This window comes from Pedobacter chitinilyticus (genome assembly GCF_003313385.1).
In the GTDB taxonomy this organism is placed as follows: Bacteria; Bacteroidota; Bacteroidia; order Sphingobacteriales; family Sphingobacteriaceae; genus Pedobacter; species Pedobacter chitinilyticus.
Genome location: NZ_QMHN01000007.1, coordinates 207404 through 228944, shown reverse-complemented (window position 1 = coordinate 228944; position 21541 = coordinate 207404). Strand labels below are relative to the sequence as shown.

Below are 21541 nucleotides of genomic sequence, written 5' to 3'. Positions count from 1 at the left end.
GGGCTATTGCTGCAAATACTTACACCATTATTCCTTCTGGTTTAAGTTCGGCCAACTATGTGATTACTTACATTAATGGAACCTTAGTTATTAACAAGGCTACTTTAACGGTAACCGCTCAAAATGCGACCAAAACTTACGACAAAGTAGCTTATACTGGTGGTAACAATATTACTTATTCAGGTTTCATTACTGGCGATAATGTTGCAAATAGTGTAACAGGCACGGTTGTTTATTCAGGTACTTCGCAGGGTGCTGTTGCAGCAAACACTTACACCATTATCCCTTCTGGTTTAAGCTCAGCTAACTACACCCTTACTTATGTAAATGGAACTTTAACAATTAATAAAGCAGCACTTACCGTAACGGCACAAAATGGTGTGAAAACTTACAATGGGCTACCATATACAGGTGGTAATGGTGTTACATATGCAGGTTTCATTGCTGGAGATAACGAAACAAATAGTGTAACAGGAATGGTTAATTACGGTGGTACTTCGCAAAATGCAATCAATGCAAATAGTTACATCATTGCTCCTTTGGGTTTAAGCTCGGCAAACTATAATGTGAGCTACGTAAACGGAACATTAACAGTAAATAAAGCAGCACTTGTTGCAATTGCAGATAATAAAACTCGTTGTTTTGGTTTAGTAAACCCAACATTTACGGTTAGATACACAGGTTTTGTAAATAATGAAACGGCTAACGTGCTAACCACTGCACCTACGGTAGCGACTACCGCAACGGCTAATTCAGCTGCAGGCAATTATACCTTAACTGTTGCAGGCGGTACGGCGCCTAACTACACCATTACTTATCAAAATGGTCAATTAACCATTTATGCACTGCCAGTAATTAACATTGCTGCTGGAAAAATGGAAATCAGTAGAGGTGATCAAATTCAATTGGTTGCTTCTGGCGGAACGAACTACAGCTGGGCCAATGCTAATGGAATTATTGCAGGTCAAAATGGAGCAACATTAACTGTTAGACCATCTTTAACCACTACCTACCAAGTAACCGTTACCAATGCCAATGGCTGTACCGATACCAAATCTATTACCATCGAAGTGATAGAGGATTTCAAGATTGCAGGAACCAACTTGTTAACGCCTAATGGTGATGGTTATAATGATTTCTTCGTATTAGAAAATATCGATTTATATCCAAATAACGTATTAAAGATTTTTGATAAAGCAGGCCGTTTGGTTTACTCAAAAGTAAAATACGATAATACTTGGGATGGAACTTTTAACGGTACTCCATTAGCAGAGGGCACTTATTATTATATCGTTGATTTTGGCAAAGGTAACACAGTGAAAAAAGGTTTTATCTCTATTGTAAGAAATGGAAAATAAGTTGAGGGAGAAATTTAATCACAAATCGCTCTTAAAAAGAACAACAATGAAAATAAATATCAAACATATCATTACTGCCCTATTTTTATTTCTAGGCCATTCGCTTTACGCCCAGTTGGATCCTTTGTCGGCGCAGTATTTTAATAATCGTTACATCATCAATCCTGCATTTGCAGGATTGGAAAACGAAACCAAATTGAACTTGGCGTACCGTAGCCAATGGAATAATGTTCCAGGAGCTCCCGTAACCCAAAATTTGACCTTAGATCACGGTTTTAATAAAGTAGGTTTAGGACTCAACATTGTGAACGATAAATCTGGGTTAACCAGACAAACCAGGGTGGTAGGGACTTTTGCTTACCATTTGCCAGTAGGTTCAAATGATAATAAATTGAATTTTGGTTTATCTGTTGGAATGATGAACCAAAGGTTGAGTAATTCCGACATTGTAGGTAATGTAAATGATCCCGATGCCAATAGGTACAATGAAAGAGAAACCTATTTAGATGGTGATTTTGGTGTAGCTTATACCGATAAACGTTTAACACTACATGCTGCGTTCCCTAACTTGAAGAGAATTTTAGATAACAAAGAAGACCGTTTTGCAGATATTCCTAGATTTTTTACTTCGGCAAGTTATAAGTTTTTATTTGGCGCTGGCATTGATGCCGTTGTATTGGAGCCACAGGTGGCTTTCAGGGCTATCAAAGGCATAGATAATATTTGGGACGCTGGTGCACAAATAGCTATTATTGACAGTCAGATATTGTTTTCTGGAATGTACCATAGTACCAAAAACGCCACATTTGGCTTGGGAATGGATTTCAAGAAGAAATACTTGATCTCAGGTCTTTACACTTCTAATACCGCCCCTCTTAGAGGATATACTACAGGGAACTTTGAAGTAAATTTAAGAGTTAAATTTTAACTGCCCTCCGCCATACGCTCTCAATTAAACGCTCTCAATTAAGGAATGATGAAAGCTCTTCATTATGCTAAGCTCCGAAATTTATTTCGGGGCTTTTTTATTCTTGTTAATTGCTTCATTGTCGGCAACAAATAACTTTTGATACTGTAGCGGACTTTTTCCCATTGTTTTTTTGAAACATTTATGAAAACTTGCGAAATTGTTAAATCCGCTTTCGAAGCAAACTTCATTTATTCTTAGTTTGTTTTCAATTAAAAGTTTACATGCCTGCCCCACACGTATTTCGTTTACAAAATCTGTGTAGTTCTTTTTGCTTCTTGATTTAAAGAATTTACAGAAAGTATTAGTGCTTACTTTAGCCACTTCAGAAATCTCTACCAAGGTAATTTTACGCTTATAATTGCTAAACGTGTAATTGTAAATTGCTTGGATTTGATCCTGTTCCTCATTAAGGTAGTTATATTTAAACCCAATTGATGCAATGGGTTTTAAGATGTGATTATGGTCACTTATTTCAAACAAAGCCTCAAGAAAATATAGCAGTCGTTGATGGCCCAGACTGCTTTCAGTTTTTATGATAAGGTTTATAACATGATCAATATTAGGGAAACTTATTTGTAGCCCTCTTGAGGAGTGATTGATTAGTTTATTTACTTCCCTGTTTTCTGGAACTTCCAAAAATCCTGCTCCTAAAAAGGCGGCCCGAAAATGTATGACGTAAACATCCGCTGACTTACCACCTTCTTGAAAATAATCGTGGTCAAAACGCCAGTAATGAGGCAAGTTAGCTCCTACTAAAACTACATCACCACTTCTGAAGCGTTTGATGCTATCTCCGATAAACTGCGTTCCTTCACCTGCTTTAAAGTAAATGAGTTCCAATTCCTCATGATAGTGCCATATACTATTCACCGTGGGAATTAGGTCTCTTCTAGCGCTAAAAGATTCGATATCATTAGCATATATCTTTAATAGTTTAGGCTTCATCGAAATTTGGTTTTTTGAAAATCAGCTTTATTGTTCTGTTTTCTTGTAAAAGAACAATTAATATACAAAATAGCTTAATAATATGACAATTGAAGATATTTTTTGTACTTAAAATTCAGTTTACTTTGTATATACCAAATGTAAACTGCTATGAAAATGCCAATCAATCCTGTTGATGAATCATCTCTTCGTGCGACAAAGCCAAGAAACTATTATCTAGTTCCTCTTATTTTCATTACTAGCCTTTTCTTCTTTTGGGGACTTGTACATAACATAGATCCAACACTAATAGCGCATTTAAAAAAAACATTTACACTTAATAATTTTGAATCATCATTAGTCGATTTTTCTGTATTCATCGCCTATTTCATTATGGCAATTCCAGCAGGGCTTTTAATGAAAAAGTGGGGGTACAAATCTGGAATTGTTTTCGGACTGTTACTATTTGCAGTTGGAGCATTTTTGTTCATACCTGCGGCAAATACTCATCAGTACTTTTATTTTTTAGCAGCATTGTTTGTGGTGGCCAGTGGGCTGGCTTTTTTGGAAACGGCCGCTAATCCATATGTAACCGTGTTAGGTCCGCCTGAAACCTCTTCGTTTCGTTTAAATTTAGCCCAGTCTTTCAACGGTATTGCAGCTGCTGTAGCTCCTATCATTGGTAAGTATACTATCCTTAACAATACGCATATTTCTACCGAGGAAATTGGACAGATGGATACGCAAGCCAAAGCAAAATTTATCCAGGAAGCCTCGGACAGTGTAAAGTATCCTTTTATGATATTAGGTTTTATCATTTTGGTAGTGGCGGTACTCTTTATCTTTCTAAAACTTCCCGAAATAGGTAAAGATAAAACTGAAACGAGGACAAGGTCTTTTTACGAGATTTTAAGGATCAAACACACCCGATGGGCTATTATTGCACAATTTTTTTACGTTGGAGCGCAAATATGCTTTAGTAGTTTCTTTTTGGTTTATGCTGAAAAGGCCGCAGGATTAAATCATCAAGTTGCTAGTAATTATTTAGCGGTATATGGAGCCCTGTTTATGATAGGTAGAGTCGTTGGAACAATTTTTATGAAATTTATTGAAGCTCCGAAGTTACTGACTATATACAGTATTGTGGCTATTATTTTAACGCTTGTAGCCATCTTTGGCCATAACGCTTACACCATATACTGTCTGCTAGGTATTGGCTTTTTTATCTCCATCATGTTCCCAACCATATTTGCCCTAGGGGTTAAAAACTTAGGTGAAGACACTAAAACCGCATCCAGTTTAATTGTAATGTCGGTTGTGGGCGGGGCAATTATTCCATTGGCGCTAGGCTACATCGCTGATTTAACCAACAATATCCAATATGGGTATAGTGTACCGCTGATATGTTTGCTTGTTGTGGCCTTTTTTGGCTATAGAGGGCATAAACCTTCATTAAAGTAAGATGAATAAAGTTTTAAAAATAAATACCCATGATAATGTGCTGGTTGCTTTGAGCGACCTATCCAAAGGTACTATGGTCAATTTTGAAGGAGAGGATTATATCCTGCAAGAAGATATTCCTGCCAAGCATAAGTTTTTTACTCAGCCCATGAAACGCGGTGACGGAGTATTTATGTACGGAGTGCTGGTCGGCAGAATCCAATTTGATGTGAACGCAGGCCGCCGAATGACTATTGAAAATACTAAACACGCTACTGATCCCTATATTTACAGAAAGACAAATTACCAATGGCAACAGCCTAATATTGGTAATTATGCTAGCCGTACATTTAAAGGCTATCGTCGCAGTAATGGAACAGTAGGTACGGCCAATTATTGGCTTTTTATACCTACTGTTTTCTGCGAAAACCGAAATCTAGATGTAATTCGAGAAGCATTGCATAATGAACTTGGCTATGCTGTAGGATCTAAGTACAAAAATTATACACATGATCTTATTGCGGCCTATCAGAGTGGAGCAGATTTAGATTCGGTATTGTCGAGCCCAAATTTACAGCAACACCGTATTTTTAAAAATATAGATGGAATTAAATTTCTTAATCATAATGGTGGTTGCGGTGGAACAAGACAGGATAGTCATACCTTGAGTATGCTTTTAGCCGCTTATGCCGATCATCCGAACGTAGCTGGGATAACCGTGCTGAGTTTAGGTTGTCAACATTTGCAAGTATCGGATTTTAAAACTGATTTAAGACAACGAAATCCATCTTTTGATAAACCTTTATTGATTTTTGAACAACAGAAAGCGCAAAGCGAAGAGCACCTTGTTAAAGATGCGATTAAGGAAACATTAAAGGAACTGATAAAGGTTAACGAAATCGAACGTAAAGATGCTCCATTGAGCCAGCTTTGTGTAGGAGTGAAATGTGGTGGCAGCGATGGTTTTAGTGGGATTTCCGCCAATCCAGCCGTTGGCCACTGTGCCGACCTATTGGTGGCTTTAGGAGCCAAGGTGCTGTTGGCCGAGTTCCCCGAATTAAACGGAGCTGAACAGGAAATAATCGATAGATGCGAAAATGAAGAATCAGCACGTAAGTTCATACGGCTGATGCAAGAGTACGAGGAGTTAGCACATCAAGCTGGCTCTGGTTTTTACATGAACCCCTCGCCAGGAAATATCAAAGACGGATTAATTACCGATGCTATTAAATCAATGGGTGCAGCCCGAAAGGCTGGTATGGCGAGTATTGTGGATGTGCTTGATTATACCGAACCAGCTACCAAACCGGGCCTTAGCTTAGTTTGCACACCAGGAAACGATGTGGAAGCTACTACAGGTAAAGCGGCAGCAGGAGCAACCTTAATTCTGTTTACAACTGGTTTGGGAACACCTACAGGAAATCCAATATGCCCTACGATTAAGGTGGCTACCAATTCTGCATTGGCCAAACGAATGGCCGACATCATTGATATTGATGCAGGACCAATCATCACAGGAGAAAAAACCATAGCACAACTAGGTGAAGAGATTTTAGAATACTGCATTAGGGTAGCTAGCGGTGAGGAAATTCCCAAGGCTGTACAATTGAATCAAGACGATTTTATCCCCTGGAAAAGAGGAGTGAGTTTATAATTTAAAAGAGTGATATGTTTTCATTTCAAAACAAGAAAGCGGTTGTTACCGGCGGAGGAAGTGGTATTGGTAAAGCCATAGCCGTTGCACTTGCACAAAAAGGTGCAGAAGTTCACATTCTGGAGATGGATGCCAGAAGAGCCAATCAAACAGTATCCGAAATTACCCTACAAGGGCTAAAAGCGGTCGCCCATCAATGTAATGTGGCCATCCAGTCAGAGGTAGAGCAGGTTTTCGAAAAAATTGGAGCGGTACATGTACTGGTTAACAATGCTGGCATTGCGCATGTTGGTAGGGCAGATAATACCAGCGAAGAGGATTTTGATAGGATCATGAACGTTAATGTAAAGGGCGTTTACAACTGCATCAGGGCTGTTATTCCACAACTGCGGAAAAGTAACGGTGGAGTGATTTTAAACATGGCTTCTATTGCCGCTTTAGTGGGTTTGGCCGACAGGTTTGCTTACAGCACGGCGAAGGGTGCTGTTAAAGCCATGACAATGAGCGTTGCCAAAGATTACCTGCATGAAAATATCCGTTGCATTTCTATCTCGCCAGCCCGAGTACATACACCTTTTGTAGATGGCTTTTTGGTTGAAAATTATGGTGATAATCAAATTGAAATGTTTGAGAAACTATCAAAATCACAACCCATAGGGAGGATGGCCAACCCTGAAGAAATTGGATATTTAGCACTATATTTATGTAGCGACGAAGCTTCGTTCATTACAGGCGTAGATTATCCCATTGACGGCGGATTTACCACCTTAAATAATTGAAATGAACGATCTGCTCATCATTCTTGTAACAAAAAATAGTCAAAGTTATCACCTTAATCAGTTTTTTAATTTTTAAAATTATGATCGCGAAGAGATTGTTTACCGTTTGCTTCCTGTTACTGGCTTTACTACAAACAAAAGCCCAATATGTACCAACAAAGGAAAATCTGGAAGCTAGAAAAGCTTTTGAAGCCATGCGTTTCGGGTTGTTTATCCATTGGGGTCCATTCAGCATACCTGGTAGTGGGGAGTGGGTTATGAATAATCGCAACATCAAAGTAAAAGACTATAACCGTTTAAAGGATTTTTTTAATCCAATTGAGTTCAATGCGGCAGCCTATGTAAGTTTAGCCAAAAGCGCAGGCATGAAATACATCACCTTGATTACCCGCCACCATGATGGTTTCAGTATGTGGGACACCAAATATTCGGATTTTAATATCATGAATACACCTTACAAAAAGGATATTGTGAAAATGCTTGCCAATGAATGCCACAAACAGGGCATTAAACTGTTTCTATACTATTCATTGCTTGATTGGCGCCGTGAAGATTATCCACATGAAACTGGCAAAACTGGACAAAAAACAGGTAGGTTAGGTAAAAAAGGTGATTATGCCTCTTACTTGCAGTTCATGAAAAATCAGTTGACTGAACTTTTGACCAAATGCGGTAAAATTGACGGCATTTGGTTCGATGGACATTGGGACCAAACGGCTCCCGAAGGTGAAAAAGACAGATCTTCGAGGATAAATTGGAAATACGATGAAATTTACGGGCTCATCCACAAATTACAGCCCTGGGCTCTTATTGGGAACAACCATCATTTAAGTCCGTTTTCTGGCGAAGATTTCCAGATGTTTGAAAAGGATTTGCCAGGAGAAAATAAAGCTGGACTAAGCTTCCAAGAACCTTCCGATCAACTGCCGATAGAAACCTGCGAAACGATGAACGATTCATGGGGCTTTAACCTCACCGACAATAAATACAAATCTGAAAAACAAGTGGTTCATTTCCTAGTAGGTGCTGCTGGTCGTAATGCCAATCTGTTGTTGAATGTAGGCCCGATGCCAAATGGTAAAATACAAGAAGAATTTGTAGATACTTTGCAAGCAACAGGTAAATGGATGGCCAAATACGGAGAAACGATTTATGGCACCAAAGGCAATGTGATAAAGCCTCAAACATGGGGCTTGGCTACCAGAAAAGGGAAAACCATTTACGTGCATCTGCTCAACGATAGCGGTGCAGACTATATCGTGCTGCCAGGTTTTGATCAAAAGCCAAAAAGTGCGGTGCTTTTTGATGGTGGCGCCAAAGTGCAGTATAGGCTAGAAAATGGCGGATTGCATTTGATGGTGAAAAAAGACCCCGCCTCGATAGATACTATTGTTAAATTAGAACTACCATAGCACGAATGAAACTAATCAGATTTGGCCCAATAGGCGAAGAAAAACCAGGATTAATCATTAACGGAGAATATTTCGACGTATCTGAAATTGTAAAGGATTACGATGAAGCTTTTTTTGCCACAAATGGACTGGAAAACCTGAAAAATGCGACCAAGGAAATAGAACTAAAAAAAATAGATCCCAATGTACGTTTGGGGCCGCCTGTAGCGAGGCCTTCTAAACTACTCTGTGTGGGGTTAAATTATCTTGACCATGCCCACGAGACCAATGCGCCAATTCCTAAAGAGCCGATTTTGTTTTTTAAATCGACTACCGCAATTGTTGGTCCTGATGACGATCTGATGATTCCCAAAAACAGTGTCAAAACAGATTGGGAAATAGAACTAGCGATCGTTATCGGCAAAAAAGCTTCTTATGTAAGCTTAGCGGAAGCTGAAGATTACATTGCTGGCTACTGCTTACACAACGACTATAGCGAAAGAGAATTTCAGTTGGAACGTAATGGACAATGGGCCAAAGGCAAAGGTTGTGATACCTTCGCTCCCCTAGGGCCCTTTATGGCAACAAAAGATGAAATAGCAGATGTGCACCAGCTCAGATTGTGGCTAAAAGTAAACGGACAAATTAAGCAGGATGGTCATACTTCGAACCTGATTTTTAATGTGCCCTTCTTAGTGCATTACATTAGCCAGTTTATGACTTTACTCCCTGGCGATATCATCTCTACTGGCACCCCAGCGGGAGTTGGGCTGGGTCAAAAACCAGCACCGTGGTACCTAAAGCCAGGAGATGTAGTTGAACTGGGTATCGATGGATTGGGAACAAGTAAACAAAAAGTTAAAGCATATTCAGCATGAAAAAATATTGTTTAGCCTTAGATCTTATTAATGATCCCGAATTAATTCTAGCCTATGAGCAATATCACCAAAAAATATGGCCAGAAATTGCCACTAGCATTAAGGAAAGTGGGATTGAGCACATGGAAATATACAGGGTGGGAAATAGATTGTTGATGATCATGGAAGTAAAGGATGGCTTTAGTTTTGAAGCCAAAAGCAAAGCTGATGCAGCTAATCCCAAAGTACAAGAATGGGAAACACTGATGTGGAAATATCAGCAAGCGTTGCCATTTGCAAAACCTGGTGAAAAGTGGCTGCTCATGGATAAAATATTTACGTTGTAATGATTGATACACATGTTCATTTTTGGCATTATGAGCCAGTAAAAGACGCTTGGATAACTGACCATATGATGGCCATAAAACGCGATTTTACTCCAGCTCAATTGGAAGTGCAGCTAAAAGCGAATGGCGTGGATGGATGTGTGGCGGTACAAGCAGATCAAAGTGAAAATGAAACCAAGTTTTTGTTGGCCTATGCAGAACAATTTCCATTTATAAAAGGAGTAGTTGGATGGGTTGACTTAAGAGATCGAAACCTTGCTGAACGACTGGCCCATTTTGCCGTACATCATCAATTAAAAGGCTGGCGACATATTGCACAAGCAGAACCTGATGGTTTTTTAGCCTCTGAAGATTTTTTGAGGGGAATAGCAATGCTAAAGCAACACGCTTATACTTATGATATATTAATCCATAAAGGACAACTTAAGGATGCCATAACGTTAGCAGAGAAGTTTCCAGATCAAAAATTTATATTGAACCATTTGGCCAAACCAGATATTGCCGCAAAAAAGGAGGATATGGAATGGTACGAAGGAATAAAATTATTGGCCCAACAAAAAAATGTGTACTGTAAAGTTTCAGGGATGGTAACTGAGGCCAACTGGCTGCACTGGAAGTATAATGATATGGTTTTTTATCTGGATGCTGTGTTTGAACATTTTGGCTTTGATAGGGTAATGTTCGGTTCTGATTGGCCAGTTTGCACACTCGCCGCTACCTATACAGAAGTAAAGCATATCCTAAACCAATATACCTTGGGCTTAGAAAAAGAGCAACAAAACAAGATTTTTGAAACAAACGCCATAAGGTGCTATAATCTTTAAACAAAATGGATCTACAGTTAAAAAACAAAGTGATTTTAGTAAGTGGGGGAGCTAAAGGTATCGGTAATGCAATATGCCGAGTATTGGCTAGTGAAAATGCAATACCTATTATCATAGGTCGAAGCGAAGCAGATAACCTTAAACTCGAAGCAGAAATAATTAACAGTGGCGGTAAATGTGGAAGTGTTGTCGCCGAGCTTTCAGATCCTAACGATTGCCAAATGGCAATAAGTAAAGTAATAGCCAAATACCAACAAATTGATGGATTGGTAAACAATGCAGGTCTCAACGATGGCGTAAGTTTGGAAAACGGCAACTATCAGCAATTTATGGATTCGGTGCACCGAAATCTAGTACATTACTATCTGTTGGCCCATTATTCCCTGCCTTATCTCAAGCAATCCAAAGGCAGCATCGTTAATATCGCCTCAAAAACTGGAGTTACAGGCCAGGGAGAGACGTCTGGTTATGCAGCTTCAAATGGAGCCCGTAATGCCCTTACCAGAGAGTGGGCAGTAGAGCTTTTAAAATACGATATCCGTGTAAACGCAGTAATAGTAGCTGAAAGTTGGACTCCCCAATATGAACGTTGGATACAGACTTTACCCGATGCCGAGGCTAAATTGAAGGAAATTAATGCTCGCATCCCACTGCAAAACCGAATGACAGAACCAACAGAGATAGCCAATACCGTTGCTTTCCTGTTGTCCAATAAATCTAGCCATACCACTGGGCAGCTAATTTATGTAGATGGCGGTTATGTGCATTTAGATAGAGCGTTGTTGCATGGTTAACAGACGCATGTTTACTGGCCAAACCTTCAAAACAACTAAAAAAACGACGAGATGAATTTAGAATATAGCCAAAATTATCCTGGTATAGATGATTTACGTAATAAAGCCAAAAGCAGGATTCCAAATTTTGCATTTGAATATTTAGATGGCGGTTGTAACGAAGACGTAAATTTATATCGTAATACGACAGAGCTTAGAGAAGTACAATTAAAGCCATTCTATCTAAATGATTATGACGGACTTGATATGAGTACGACTTTATTTGGTAAAACTTACTCAGCACCGTTTGGAGTTGCTCCCGTAGGTTTACAGGGTTTGATTTGGCCAAATTCTCCTAACATTTTAGCTAAAGCAGCCAAAGAACATAATGTGCCATTTATCTTAAGTACCGTATCAACGAGTGCGATAGAAGATATTGCCAAGATCACGGAAGGAGATTTCTGGTACCAATTGTATCATCCAGCAGAAGATGTATTACGTGATGATATTTTGCGTAGACTAAAAGAAGCAAACTGTGACGTATTGGTCATTTTGGCCGATGTTCCCTCTTTTGGTTTCAGGCCAAGAGATATCCGCAACGGTTTGGCTATGCCGCCCCGCATGACTTTAAAAAATATCCTTCAAATAATGGGACGACCAAATTGGGCTTTTCAAACATTGGTACACGGTCAACCTTCATTTGCCACACTGAAACCGTACATGCCAAAAGGGTTAGATATGGGGCAACTCGGGGCCTTTATGAATAAAACCTTTTCGGGCAGGTTAAATCGGGATCGAATTGCGACCATTAGAGACAAATGGCAAGGGAAATTAGTGATTAAAGGGATTGCAAGTAGTGAAGACGCCCAGCTGGCGGTTGATTTGGGTCTGGATGGAATGATTGTTTCGAACCATGGAGGCAGACAGCTTGATGCAGGAGAATCGGCGGTAAAATCTTTGGCAAATCTACTGTCTTTTAAAAATAAGCTCACTGTAATGATGGATAGCGGCATTAGGTCTGGTGCAGATGTGGCAAGAGCGCTAGCCGTTGGTGCAGATTTTACATTTTTAGGCAGAACATTCATGTATAGCGTTGCTGCCTTAGGCAATAAAGGCGGGCAGCATGCTATGGCGGTTTTAAAACATCAGCTAAAACAGGTGATGGAACAAGTTTGTTGCGAACGTGTAGGAGATTTTCCGAAGCATTTTATCAGGTAAAATGTTGTGGCTATTTTTAGTAGCCACAACAGCAGTAATCCCACTAAATTGAAGGGAAAGAAATCCCCTTGATTTTACCATAAAGATCAACCGCGTACAAGTCGGTCATGCCCGATACAAAATCGAGTACACTTTGCACTCTCGAGTAAAGGTCTTGTTTTTCGGTATGAAACTGCTTTGGAATGAGCTTGACTAGTTTTTTGTAATAGTGCGTATCATTATGTACCAAAGCAGGCACAAACTCTTCTAACAAACCTGCCATTACCTTGTATCCAGAAACCTCTTTTTGTATAACTGATTGGTAATTGTAAATCTTCTCAATAGAAACACGCTCTATTTCTCGCCAGGCAGCTGAATATTGTTCGGGAATGGAATCGGTTAAGCTTTTGTTGAAAGTACCGCTAAGAATGGCTTCCTGCTCTTCGTAAAAAATGTGAGAACACTCGTAAATCAGTGTACTAATGGCTTTAGCCCTCAACAAACTTACTTTGGCATCATCATCCTCCAAATCATTCTCTAGTCTTTCTACTAAATTTTCACCTTTACAAAGCGGCAACAACAGATTCTTTACCTCATCAAAGCTTAAAATTTGCAAACGATGGGCATCTTCCAAGTCAATAATACCATAACAAATGTCATCAGCCGCCTCTACTAAAAAGCTCAACGGATGACGGAAATATCCCAATGGATTTTCGCTATCGGCAATCATGCCTAGTTCAGTAGCAAGTGTCCTGAAAATTTCCTTTTCCGATTGGAAGAAGCCGTATTTTTTGCGGTGCAATAAAGGCTTTTGATGGCCAAGAATGGATTCACATGGATATTTGCCAATGGCAGCTAAAGTAGCATAAGTTAAAGCATAAGCACCATTGCCTTTTCCTTCGAAGGGGTGAGTTAAAATGCGAATGGCATTGGCGTTACCCTCAAAATGGGTGAAATCCTTTTTTTGTTCTTCAGTAAGTTGGTCTAGATAAACCTTGCCTTCTCCATTGGTAAAATACCTCGAAATGGCTGCTTCGCCCGAGTGTCCAAAAGCGGGATTACCCAAGTCGTGCGCTAGTGCTGCGGCAGCTACAATGTTGCCCACTTCGCTCATTAAAGGTACTTCCGTATCAATGTTTGGATTGTCCTTTTTGGTTTGGTTGTAAAATATACGTCCTAAAGAACGGCCAACACTAGCTACCTCTAAACTATGCGTTAAACGGTTGTGCACAAAAACGCTTCCCGGTAACGGGAATACTTGAGTTTTGTTTTGCAAGCGTCTAAAAGGCGATGAAAAAATCAGTCTGTCGTAGTCAATCTGAAATTGAGATCTGGCTTCGTCTGTGTCCCTAATCTGCTTTTGCTCATGTCCCCAACGTTTTGCAGACAACAATTTCTTCCATTCCATCATCATTATCCAATTACATAAGTGGCTAGCACTTTTTGCACGTCGTAAACATTTACAGATTTGTTGAATTTCTTTTTGATGCTTGGAAGAACTTCGCTAGAAATCCAGATTTTTAATTCTGCATCTAAATCAAAGGTACCTGCAGTTTCTACACTGAACCTCGAAATACTTTTATAGGTAATGGATAGATATTCTGTTTTGCTACCAGTAAGCCCCTGTACGTCAACAATAATTAATCGTTTGTTGGTGAACATAAAAGTGTCTCTGAACAATTTAAAACCTAATTCGATTTTTTCGTTATCGATCAGTAATTGTCCGTAATTCTTTAAAAGATCTTCTTGGCTAACGGTTGAGGCGTTGCCCATGATGTTTGAAAAAAGTCCCATGATTTTGATGAATATTTTTTTGCGATGTTAAGTAAAATTTCAAACAATTTGGACTTATTTGGTGAGAAACTTGTCGCCCACTAAATTAAGTTTGATACCATGCTCTAGATAAGCTTTGCAAGCATCTAAAACAGTGGTGAATCCGCCAGTAGCGTCTTTTATAATCGCTATTAAATCGTCACCAGTTTCATGGAAACCATAATTTTTAATCACCACATAGGTGCAATGTTCATCAACTTCGGTAAAATTAAAATCAATGGTGGTAGCAGGATCGCCCCATTCGGCAATGATTTTTTGATGGGGTACAATTTCCTTCACCAACACTTCGGCAGATACGCCGTACATTTCCCAATGCCAAATCACGGTTTTCCCCACTTCAAGTTTCCCGCTTGCCTTAGTGAACCAAAAATTGGTGGTAACCGTTGGATCAATAGAAGCCTTGAATACTTCGGCAATAGGTTTTCTGATCAACATTTGGGTTTCTACACAAGGACTGTCTTTGATTTCCATTTTTTAAGAGGCTTTTTGTAAAGAATTTTGTTTGAGCTGTTTGGCTTTTTCGTAGGCTTTTTTCCCTAGTTCAATAAGCTGTGCAGATTTATGGAAATCGAAAGTTCCGCAGGCATTTCTAGGAATTTCTATCACCAAATCTGGTTGATAGTGTTGGATGGTTAATTGTACCAAACGATCTTGGGTAAAATCGTAGGAGGTGTTCATCAAGTCGAAAAAAGATATTTTAGGAATATTGTTTTTGTTGCTGTTATTCCAATAACGTTGCAGCCAGTTCCTGCTTTTCTGTTTTGCTTCTTCCTGTTCCACCAAAGGTTCGTTTCGGCCATTGATGTTCACGGCAACTACTGCACAATCTTCTCTTCTTTTAATGGCGCTAATGGGAAGCGGATTAAGCACCCCACCATCCACTAATACCGTATCTTGATCAATTACAGGCGTAAACACCCCAGGGATAGAAATAGTAGAACGTAAAGCCGCAAACAAATCACCCGATTGATAATGCACTTCCTGCATGTTGAGCATATCGGTAGCCACCGCTGTAAATGGAATTTTAAGATTTTCAATTTGTTGATTACCCGTAATCTTGGCAATGAGCGTCCAAATTTTTTCGCCACGAACAAAACCTCTGGTATTAAAAGTAAAATCTACCAAACTGAACACATTGCCTCTGGTTAAAGTAGCCAGCCAATCTTTGTATTGCCCTAAAAAGCCCGCACAGTACAAGCCGCCTACTACTGCACCCATTGAGCAGCCCACCACTTCGCAAATTTCGTATCCATCACGTTCTAAGCTTTCAATCACTCCAATGTGAGCCAAGCCTCTGGCCCCGCCGCTACCTAAAACTAATTGTATCTTTTTCTTGGTCATACTTATTGGCTAATATACTTTGATGCAAATTTCGCGATCGCTTTTTCTACTGCAGGAATGTCTTTTGAGGTAATGGATGAGCCAATCACGTGATTTCCAGTATTAGGCAAAGCTTGTTTTTCCTTTTGGGAGCTTCCAAGTTCCTCAAACATTTTAAGCATGGCAGGTACGCTCACCACAGGGTCTTGTTCCTTTTCGTTCTTGTAATAATAAAGCAAAAGTGTAGGCTGTTTCACTTCCTTAAAAACAGATTTATTCATACTGCTTTCCAATAGTTCTTGCAATTGTACTACCGATTCTAAACGGTAGTTAGTGTACCAATATTTTTTGTACAATGCACTTTTACCTTCCACCAAGCGTTCTTTGCCACCTGTAACCAATCGGGCAATTTGTAATCCCCAAGGATGGGTTAAAATCCATACTTTATCATCGTTAATGGCAATATTTGGCGACATTAACACCAAACTATGTATTTCTGGATAAACCGCGGCTAATTTTAAAGCCAATGTTCCGCCTGTAGAAGTGCCCACTAGTATCACTTTTTTGCCTAAAGTTTTACCTATAACTAAAGCTTGTTTTGCACTTTCCCATAATCTGTCGGCGGTGAAATACTGCATAGGAGCGATGGTGTCAATACCATGGTCTGCTAAGCGGCTTAAGTAAAGGTTGGCATGGATAGATTTAGCAAAATCACGGTGCACTGTGTTGCCTTCTTCCTTAGATGCCGAAAATCCATGCAAATACACTACCACATATTCAGTTTGTCGATGGGTGCTATCTGCCCAAATGATCTCCGCTTCGTTTTCTGGTTTTAACTGATGTTGCTTTTCGAGCTGATGGACATAGGCGGATACAGAATTAATAGCGATGGGTTTTGGTAATTCGGCATTGTAAATAGGTTCCTGTACTTTTGGGCCTATTAGATAAACAAGGCCAAACGTAGCGATAACGATGAGGATGATTCTGAAAAAAGTCTTCATGCGAATAGTTTCATTAAAAATACGCTTTTAATAGAAATTCAACTAAGTTTGCAAACACATTTTTGCCAGATGCCCGGAATAGATCAAATAAAGCAGCCTATTGCAGCAGAAATTGATGCCTTTGAGGTAAAGTTCAAGGAATCAATGCATAGTAATGCACCTTTGCTCAATAGAATTACCCACTATATTGTTAAGCGAAAAGGGAAGCAAATGCGCCCTATGTTCGTATTTTTTGCAGCCAAACTTTGTGGTGGTATTGTTGAATCTACGCATAGGGGAGCAGCGTTGGTAGAGTTACTGCACACGGCAACCTTGGTGCATGACGATGTGGTAGACAATGCCTATGAACGTCGTGGTTTCTTCTCTATTAATGCACTTTGGAAAAATAAAATTGCCGTTTTAGTGGGCGATTATTTGCTTTCAAAGGGATTATTACTCTCGGTAAACAACAATGACTTTCATTTGTTGAAGATTGTATCTGAAGCGGTGGAACAAATGAGTGAGGGTGAGTTGTTGCAGATTGAAAAGGTGCGCAGAATGGATATTAGTGAAGAGCTGTACTTTAACGTGATCCGCCAAAAAACGGCTTCGTTAATTGCTTCATGCTGTGCTTGTGGTGCGGCCTCAACAGGCGCTTCGGAAGAGCTGATTGAAAAAATGCGACTGTTTGGAGAATTGGTAGGTATTGCTTTTCAAATTAAGGATGATACTTTTGATTTTGGAACAGATGATGTAGGCAAGCCTTTAGGAATTGATATCAAAGAAAAGAAAGTAACCTTGCCTTTGATTTATGCTTTAAACAGGGTTGAAAAATCAGAACGTAAGCGTATCATCAATTTAGTAAAAAGTCATAACGACGACCCGAAAAAGATTCAGGAAATTATTGATTTTGTGAATGCCAATGAGGGCGTGCATTACGCCAACCAAAAAATGTTAGCATACCAAAACAAGGCTTTTGAAATATTGCATGGTTTCCCAGAGGGAGATGCTAGAACAGGCCTTGAACAATTGGTTAGATATACCACTGAACGTAAAAAATAATGTCGCACGAACTGTTATTTATTGGCGGATTCTTACTCTTTATTGTATTTATCCTTGCCCTTGATTTAGGTCTTTTCAGCAGAAGAGAACACGTAGTAAGTTTAAAACAAGCTGGTATCATGAGTTTTGTGATGGTAGTTTTGGCACTAAGTTTCTACCTGCTGTTGATCTTAAAAGGCGATTATCTGCATGGTATTGATAGCATGGCCAAGCTGGAACAAGTCATTAAGGCACATAAGCATCCCATTAGCGTTATCCCAGGTAATTTTGAAGCCAGTTTACAGCTTTACAAGCAGAACCTAGGCATTGAATTTTTAACGGGTTATGTGGTTGAATATGCCCTTTCGGTAGATAATATCTTCGTGATTGTACTTATTTTCTCAGCTTTTGCAGTGCCTGAGAAATATTACCACCGTGTATTATTCTGGGGTATTTTGGGTGCCATCATCATGAGGTTCATCTTCATTTTTGTAGGCGCGGCATTAATCAACCAATTCGAATGGATTTTGTACGTGTTTGGGGCTTTCTTGGTGTTTACAGGGGTACGAATGTTTTTCTCTAAGGAAGAAGATGATAAAATTGACCCTGAAAATCATCCTGTAGTGAAGTTTGCCTCACGTTTTTTTAAGATTCATCCTAAATACGAAGGCAAAAAGTTCTTTCACAAAATCAATGGAAAAAAGTTTGTCACGCCATTGTTCTTGGTGTTATTGATTGTAGAATTCACCGATTTGATTTTCGCGGTAGATTCAATTCCAGCTATTTTTGCGGTCACCAAAGATGCTTATATCGTATTTTTCTCCAATATCTTTGCCATTATGGGCTTACGTTCGATGTTCTTCCTTTTGGTGAACATTATCCATAAGTTCCACTATTTAAAAACTGGATTGGCGATATTGTTGACCTTTATTGGCGTGAAAATGCTCGGACATGGATACCTAAAAGCTTGGGGCTTTACCACCGAACATTCGTTGATTATTATTGTGGGTATTTTGGCGTTGAGTATTATTGCTAGTCTGGCTTTTCCAAAGAAGAAAGAAGTGCATCAAGCGTAAGCAATTTCATGTCTTCTTTTTGAAACTAAAATGAACTAAGGTGTCTTAGGTGGTGATAACCATTGAGAAAATAATTATTATTTCACCCGTTTTTTATTATCACTTACAAAAGCCTCCCAGCCAGTATAAGTTTTGCTCTTCCCAGAGGTCGATATCTTTTGAAAAGAATGACAAACCGCTACTGCCAAACCATCGGTAGCATCTAAAAACTCTGGAGTTTCTTTAAAGTTGAGCAAACGCTGTAGCATGGCAGCTACCTGCTCCTTGCTTGCCGTACCTTTGCCCGTGATTGATTGTTTGATTTTACGTGGCGCATATTCCGTTACCGAAAGATTTCTAGACAGGGCAGCGGCCATGGTTACCCCTTGGGCTCTGCCCAGTTTGAGCATTACCTGTACATTTTTGCCATAAAAAGGAGCCTCAATGGCCAAGGCATCAGGTTTGTAATTTTCGATAAGGCCAATGGTTTTTTCGAAAATGCGCTGAAGCTTTAGAAAATGGTCGTCCAAGTGGTCGAGACGTATTACCCCAAGGCTTAGTAGCTCCATCTTGCTGCCCTTTTCCAAAATCACTCCGTAGCCCATAATTGCCGTTCCTGGGTCTACTCCTAAAATAACACGTTCCTTTTTTTCAACCAACATACGACAATATTAAGCATATTTGCACACACAAAAAGCATTTAGTTTGACATCCCGTTATAAAAAGATACTGTCCAACCTCATTAAGATAGCCGTAGTAGCGCTTGCTTTTTGGTTCATTTATAAAAAACTAGCCAATCATCACGATTTAAAGGAATTTATTGCTTTACTGCACGATATTTCCACCTCGCAGATTAGCTTGGTACTCGGCAGTGTTTTTACGCTCATGCTATTTAACTGGGGACTAGAGGCAGTAAAGTGGCAGCGTTTAATACAGCGAGTGGAACAAATTAGTCTGTGGCGAGCCATAGAGTCGGTATTTTGCGGTTTAACTTGGGCTGTTTTTACCCCAAATAGATTGGGTGAATACGGAGGCAGAGTTTTCTTTCTATCACCTAAAAGGCGGATAGTAGGTGTAGTGGTAATGACCGTGGGGAATATAGGCCAATTGGTGCTTACCAATGTTTTTGGAGCTATTGCCGCCTGTATCTTTGTTTATCGATTTATTCCAATAGAACCTATTCTTTTTGCTGCAATTTGTGGACTTTCTTTTGTGTTTGCCTTGTTTTTTCTGGTTTTTTACTTCAACATCAAATGGCTTAATGGACTTTTGCTGTCGATAAAATTCACCCGCAAATACGCAAAATTCTATGCTGTTTTAGGACGCTATCAAAAAAAAGAACTGCTTAAAGTTCTGCTATTTTGTTTGGCAAGATATGCTGTTTTTACCACGCAGTATTTAATCATGTTCCTTTGGCTCATTCCAGATTTGAGCTTGCTTGACGTGCTCATGTTGGTGCCTATTCTGTTTTTTGTACAGTCTACTTTACCCTCGTTAGATTTGTTAGATATTGGCATTAGAAGTGTAACAGCCTTATTTTTCTTCAAGTACATTACCGATCAAAATATTGTAGTGGTAGCATGTATTGCCAGTATTTGGCTCATCAATATTATAATTCCTGCTATCTTAGGTTCCTATTTCGTATTTAAACTCAACATCTTTGGAAATACTAGACGCAATTAACTACTTCTCGGCATTTTTAACCCTCATTTATGTGTTTGTGGTGGCTACTTTTATTGTGGGGTGGAAAAGAATTAAACCCTATCAAAAAAATACGGCATTGCCCCAAACTTTGGTGTCTATCATCATTGCAGCCCGAAACGAAGAAGATAAAATTGCCAAAACCATTGATGACGTGCTGGCACAACGGTATCCCCGAGAACTGTTTGAATTGATTGTGATTGACGACCATTCTACTGACAGTACTGCTGAGATAGTGACCAGTTATGAAGCTGAAGGTGTGAAGCTGATTCGACTGAACGAAGACAAAGCCCTAAATTCTTACAAGAAAAAAGCGATACAAACCGCTATCGACGGGGCAAAAGGTACCTTAATTATCACTACCGATGCTGATTGCAGAATGGGACCACAGTGGTTACCCACCATTGTAAATTGCTACGAAACGATGGGCTATAAAATGATTTCATCGCCAGTGGCCTATTTTGAAGAAAAGACTCTTTTCGAAAATTTGCAATCGCTGGAGTTTAGCTACCTCATTGGCTTGGGGGCTTCCACCATCGGAAATAAAAACCCGAGCACTTGCAACGGCGCCAACTTGGCCTATGAGAAAAAAGCGTTTATTGAAGTGGGCGGCTTTAAAGGCATTGATGATTTAGCTTCTGGCGACGACGAGCTTTTGCTCCATAAAATTGCCGCCATTTACGGAAATAAAATAGGCTTCCTAAAAAATAAAGAGGCCGTGGTTTACACGCACGCCAAGCCAACCCTTGGCGAATTTATCCAACAACGTCGCCGTTGGGCATCAAAAAGTACCCGCTATAAAGACAAGTCGGTGATTATTTTAGGCGTAAGTATTTGGCTATTTAATGTGAGTATTGTGGTTAATGCTTTACTGAGTATTTTCTTTGCTGCCTCACTTCCTTTCTTGATTTTTCAATTGGCAGCAAAAATGTTGATTGAGTTCATTTTCCTCGTTCAAATGACAAATTTCTTTAAAAGAAGGGCGCTACTTTGGTGGCTGCCAGCGCTCAATATTTTACATGTCATCTACTTTATTTATATTGGCATTGCCGGAAATTCAGGAAAATATAATTGGAAAGGCCGAATGGTAAAATAAC

22 protein-coding genes are annotated in these 21541 nt (G+C 39.5%); 15 read left to right on the top strand and 7 right to left on the bottom strand.

Features of this window, described 5'->3' with window-relative positions; translation table 11 throughout:
- Both DUT70_RS19270 and DUT70_RS19265 read left to right on the top strand, forming a co-directional pair.
- Positions 1 to 1358, top strand: a 1358-nt coding sequence (locus DUT70_RS19270; RefSeq protein ID WP_162926674.1) for an MBG domain-containing protein, incomplete at its 5' end; no start/stop codon positions are given.
- Positions 1359 to 1404: 46 nt separating this feature from the next.
- The gene (locus DUT70_RS19265) at positions 1405 to 2286 is read left to right on the top strand and encodes a PorP/SprF family type IX secretion system membrane protein (protein WP_113649085.1); all 882 of its coding nucleotides are present in this window, start codon (positions 1405 to 1407) and stop codon (positions 2284 to 2286) included.
- Positions 2287 to 2367: 81 nt separating this feature from the next.
- On the opposite strand, the gene DUT70_RS19260 is transcribed toward DUT70_RS19265, so the two are convergent.
- Positions 2368 to 3273 carry an AraC family transcriptional regulator gene (locus tag DUT70_RS19260; RefSeq protein WP_113648997.1) on the bottom strand — a complete coding sequence of 302 codons (906 nt, stop codon included), beginning with the start codon at positions 3271 to 3273 and terminating at the stop codon, positions 2368 to 2370.
- Positions 3274 to 3423: 150 nt separating this feature from the next.
- Here DUT70_RS19260 and fucP point away from each other — a divergent pair, with 150 nt between their 5' ends.
- The 9 genes from fucP to DUT70_RS19215 all read left to right on the top strand — a co-directional run bounded on the left by fucP (position 3424) and on the right by DUT70_RS19215 (position 12535).
- On the top strand, positions 3424 to 4713 hold the full coding sequence (fucP, locus tag DUT70_RS19255; protein ID WP_317047827.1) for an L-fucose:H+ symporter permease: 1290 nt from the start codon (positions 3424 to 3426) through the stop codon (positions 4711 to 4713).
- Between the two features lies 1 nt (position 4714).
- Complete coding sequence (locus DUT70_RS19250) at positions 4715 to 6346, top strand: UxaA family hydrolase (RefSeq protein WP_113648996.1); 1632 nt, start codon at positions 4715 to 4717, stop codon at positions 6344 to 6346.
- 14 nt (positions 6347 to 6360) lie between these two features.
- On the top strand, positions 6361 to 7125 hold the full coding sequence (locus DUT70_RS19245; RefSeq protein WP_113648995.1) for an SDR family NAD(P)-dependent oxidoreductase: 765 nt from the start codon (positions 6361 to 6363) through the stop codon (positions 7123 to 7125).
- A gap of 80 nt (positions 7126 to 7205) precedes the next feature.
- Positions 7206 to 8537 (top strand): alpha-L-fucosidase, encoded by a 1332-nt coding sequence (locus DUT70_RS19240; protein WP_113648994.1) that lies wholly within the window; start codon positions 7206 to 7208, stop codon positions 8535 to 8537.
- 5 nt (positions 8538 to 8542) lie between these two features.
- Positions 8543 to 9394, top strand: a complete 852-nt coding sequence (locus DUT70_RS19235; protein WP_113648993.1) for a fumarylacetoacetate hydrolase family protein — start codon at positions 8543 to 8545, stop codon at positions 9392 to 9394.
- A complete protein-coding gene (locus DUT70_RS19230) occupies positions 9391 to 9720 on the top strand; it encodes an L-rhamnose mutarotase (protein WP_113648992.1) in 330 nt (109 codons plus the stop codon). The genes DUT70_RS19235 and DUT70_RS19230 overlap by 4 nt, the downstream gene beginning before the upstream one ends.
- Complete coding sequence (locus DUT70_RS19225) at positions 9720 to 10544, top strand: amidohydrolase family protein (protein ID WP_113648991.1); 825 nt, start codon at positions 9720 to 9722, stop codon at positions 10542 to 10544. The genes DUT70_RS19230 and DUT70_RS19225 overlap by 1 nt, the downstream gene beginning before the upstream one ends.
- A 5-nt stretch (positions 10545 to 10549) precedes the next feature.
- Positions 10550 to 11338, top strand: a complete 789-nt coding sequence (locus DUT70_RS19220) for an L-fucose dehydrogenase (RefSeq protein WP_113648990.1) — start codon at positions 10550 to 10552, stop codon at positions 11336 to 11338.
- 51 nt (positions 11339 to 11389) lie between these two features.
- Positions 11390 to 12535, top strand: a complete 1146-nt coding sequence (locus DUT70_RS19215) for an alpha-hydroxy acid oxidase (RefSeq protein WP_113648989.1) — start codon at positions 11390 to 11392, stop codon at positions 12533 to 12535.
- 43 nt (positions 12536 to 12578) lie between these two features.
- Here DUT70_RS19215 and DUT70_RS19210 read toward each other — a convergent pair whose 3' ends face one another.
- The 5 genes from DUT70_RS19210 to DUT70_RS19190 are packed head-to-tail and all read right to left on the bottom strand — an operon-like array spanning position 12579 to position 16668.
- Positions 12579 to 13922, bottom strand: coding sequence for a deoxyguanosinetriphosphate triphosphohydrolase (locus DUT70_RS19210; protein ID WP_205529844.1), 1344 nt, complete (start codon positions 13920 to 13922; stop codon positions 12579 to 12581).
- A gap of 5 nt (positions 13923 to 13927) precedes the next feature.
- A complete protein-coding gene (locus tag DUT70_RS19205) occupies positions 13928 to 14308 on the bottom strand; it encodes a PH domain-containing protein (RefSeq protein ID WP_113648988.1) in 381 nt (126 codons plus the stop codon).
- A 54-nt stretch (positions 14309 to 14362) separates the two neighbouring features.
- Positions 14363 to 14818: an SRPBCC family protein gene (locus DUT70_RS19200; protein WP_113648987.1), complete on the bottom strand. Its 456-nt coding sequence runs from the start codon at positions 14816 to 14818 to the stop codon at positions 14363 to 14365.
- Positions 14819 to 14821: 3 nt separating this feature from the next.
- Positions 14822 to 15688: a patatin-like phospholipase family protein gene (locus tag DUT70_RS19195; protein WP_113648986.1), complete on the bottom strand. Its 867-nt coding sequence runs from the start codon at positions 15686 to 15688 to the stop codon at positions 14822 to 14824.
- Between the two features lie 2 nt (positions 15689 to 15690).
- Positions 15691 to 16668 carry an alpha/beta hydrolase gene (locus DUT70_RS19190; protein ID WP_113648985.1) on the bottom strand — a complete coding sequence of 326 codons (978 nt, stop codon included), beginning with the start codon at positions 16666 to 16668 and terminating at the stop codon, positions 15691 to 15693.
- A gap of 69 nt (positions 16669 to 16737) precedes the next feature.
- Here DUT70_RS19190 and DUT70_RS19185 point away from each other — a divergent pair, with 69 nt between their 5' ends.
- Together DUT70_RS19185 and DUT70_RS19180 are read left to right on the top strand one after the other, a co-directional pair.
- Positions 16738 to 17709 carry a polyprenyl synthetase family protein gene (locus DUT70_RS19185; RefSeq protein ID WP_113648984.1) on the top strand — a complete coding sequence of 324 codons (972 nt, stop codon included), beginning with the start codon at positions 16738 to 16740 and terminating at the stop codon, positions 17707 to 17709.
- Positions 17709 to 18764, top strand: a complete 1056-nt coding sequence (locus DUT70_RS19180; protein WP_113648983.1) for a TerC family protein — start codon at positions 17709 to 17711, stop codon at positions 18762 to 18764. The genes DUT70_RS19185 and DUT70_RS19180 overlap by 1 nt, the downstream gene beginning before the upstream one ends.
- A gap of 77 nt (positions 18765 to 18841) precedes the next feature.
- Here DUT70_RS19180 and ruvC read toward each other — a convergent pair whose 3' ends face one another.
- Positions 18842 to 19405 (bottom strand): crossover junction endodeoxyribonuclease RuvC, encoded by a 564-nt coding sequence (gene ruvC / locus DUT70_RS19175; protein ID WP_113648982.1) that lies wholly within the window; start codon positions 19403 to 19405, stop codon positions 18842 to 18844.
- A 43-nt stretch (positions 19406 to 19448) separates the two neighbouring features.
- Between ruvC and DUT70_RS19170 the strand changes: the two genes are divergently transcribed.
- Both DUT70_RS19170 and DUT70_RS19165 read left to right on the top strand, forming a co-directional pair.
- A complete protein-coding gene (locus DUT70_RS19170; protein WP_113648981.1) occupies positions 19449 to 20426 on the top strand; it encodes a hypothetical protein in 978 nt (325 codons plus the stop codon).
- Positions 20404 to 21540, top strand: a complete 1137-nt coding sequence (locus DUT70_RS19165) for a glycosyltransferase family 2 protein (protein ID WP_113648980.1) — start codon at positions 20404 to 20406, stop codon at positions 21538 to 21540. The genes DUT70_RS19170 and DUT70_RS19165 overlap by 23 nt, the downstream gene beginning before the upstream one ends.
- The last annotated feature ends 1 nt before the right edge of the window (position 21541 follow it).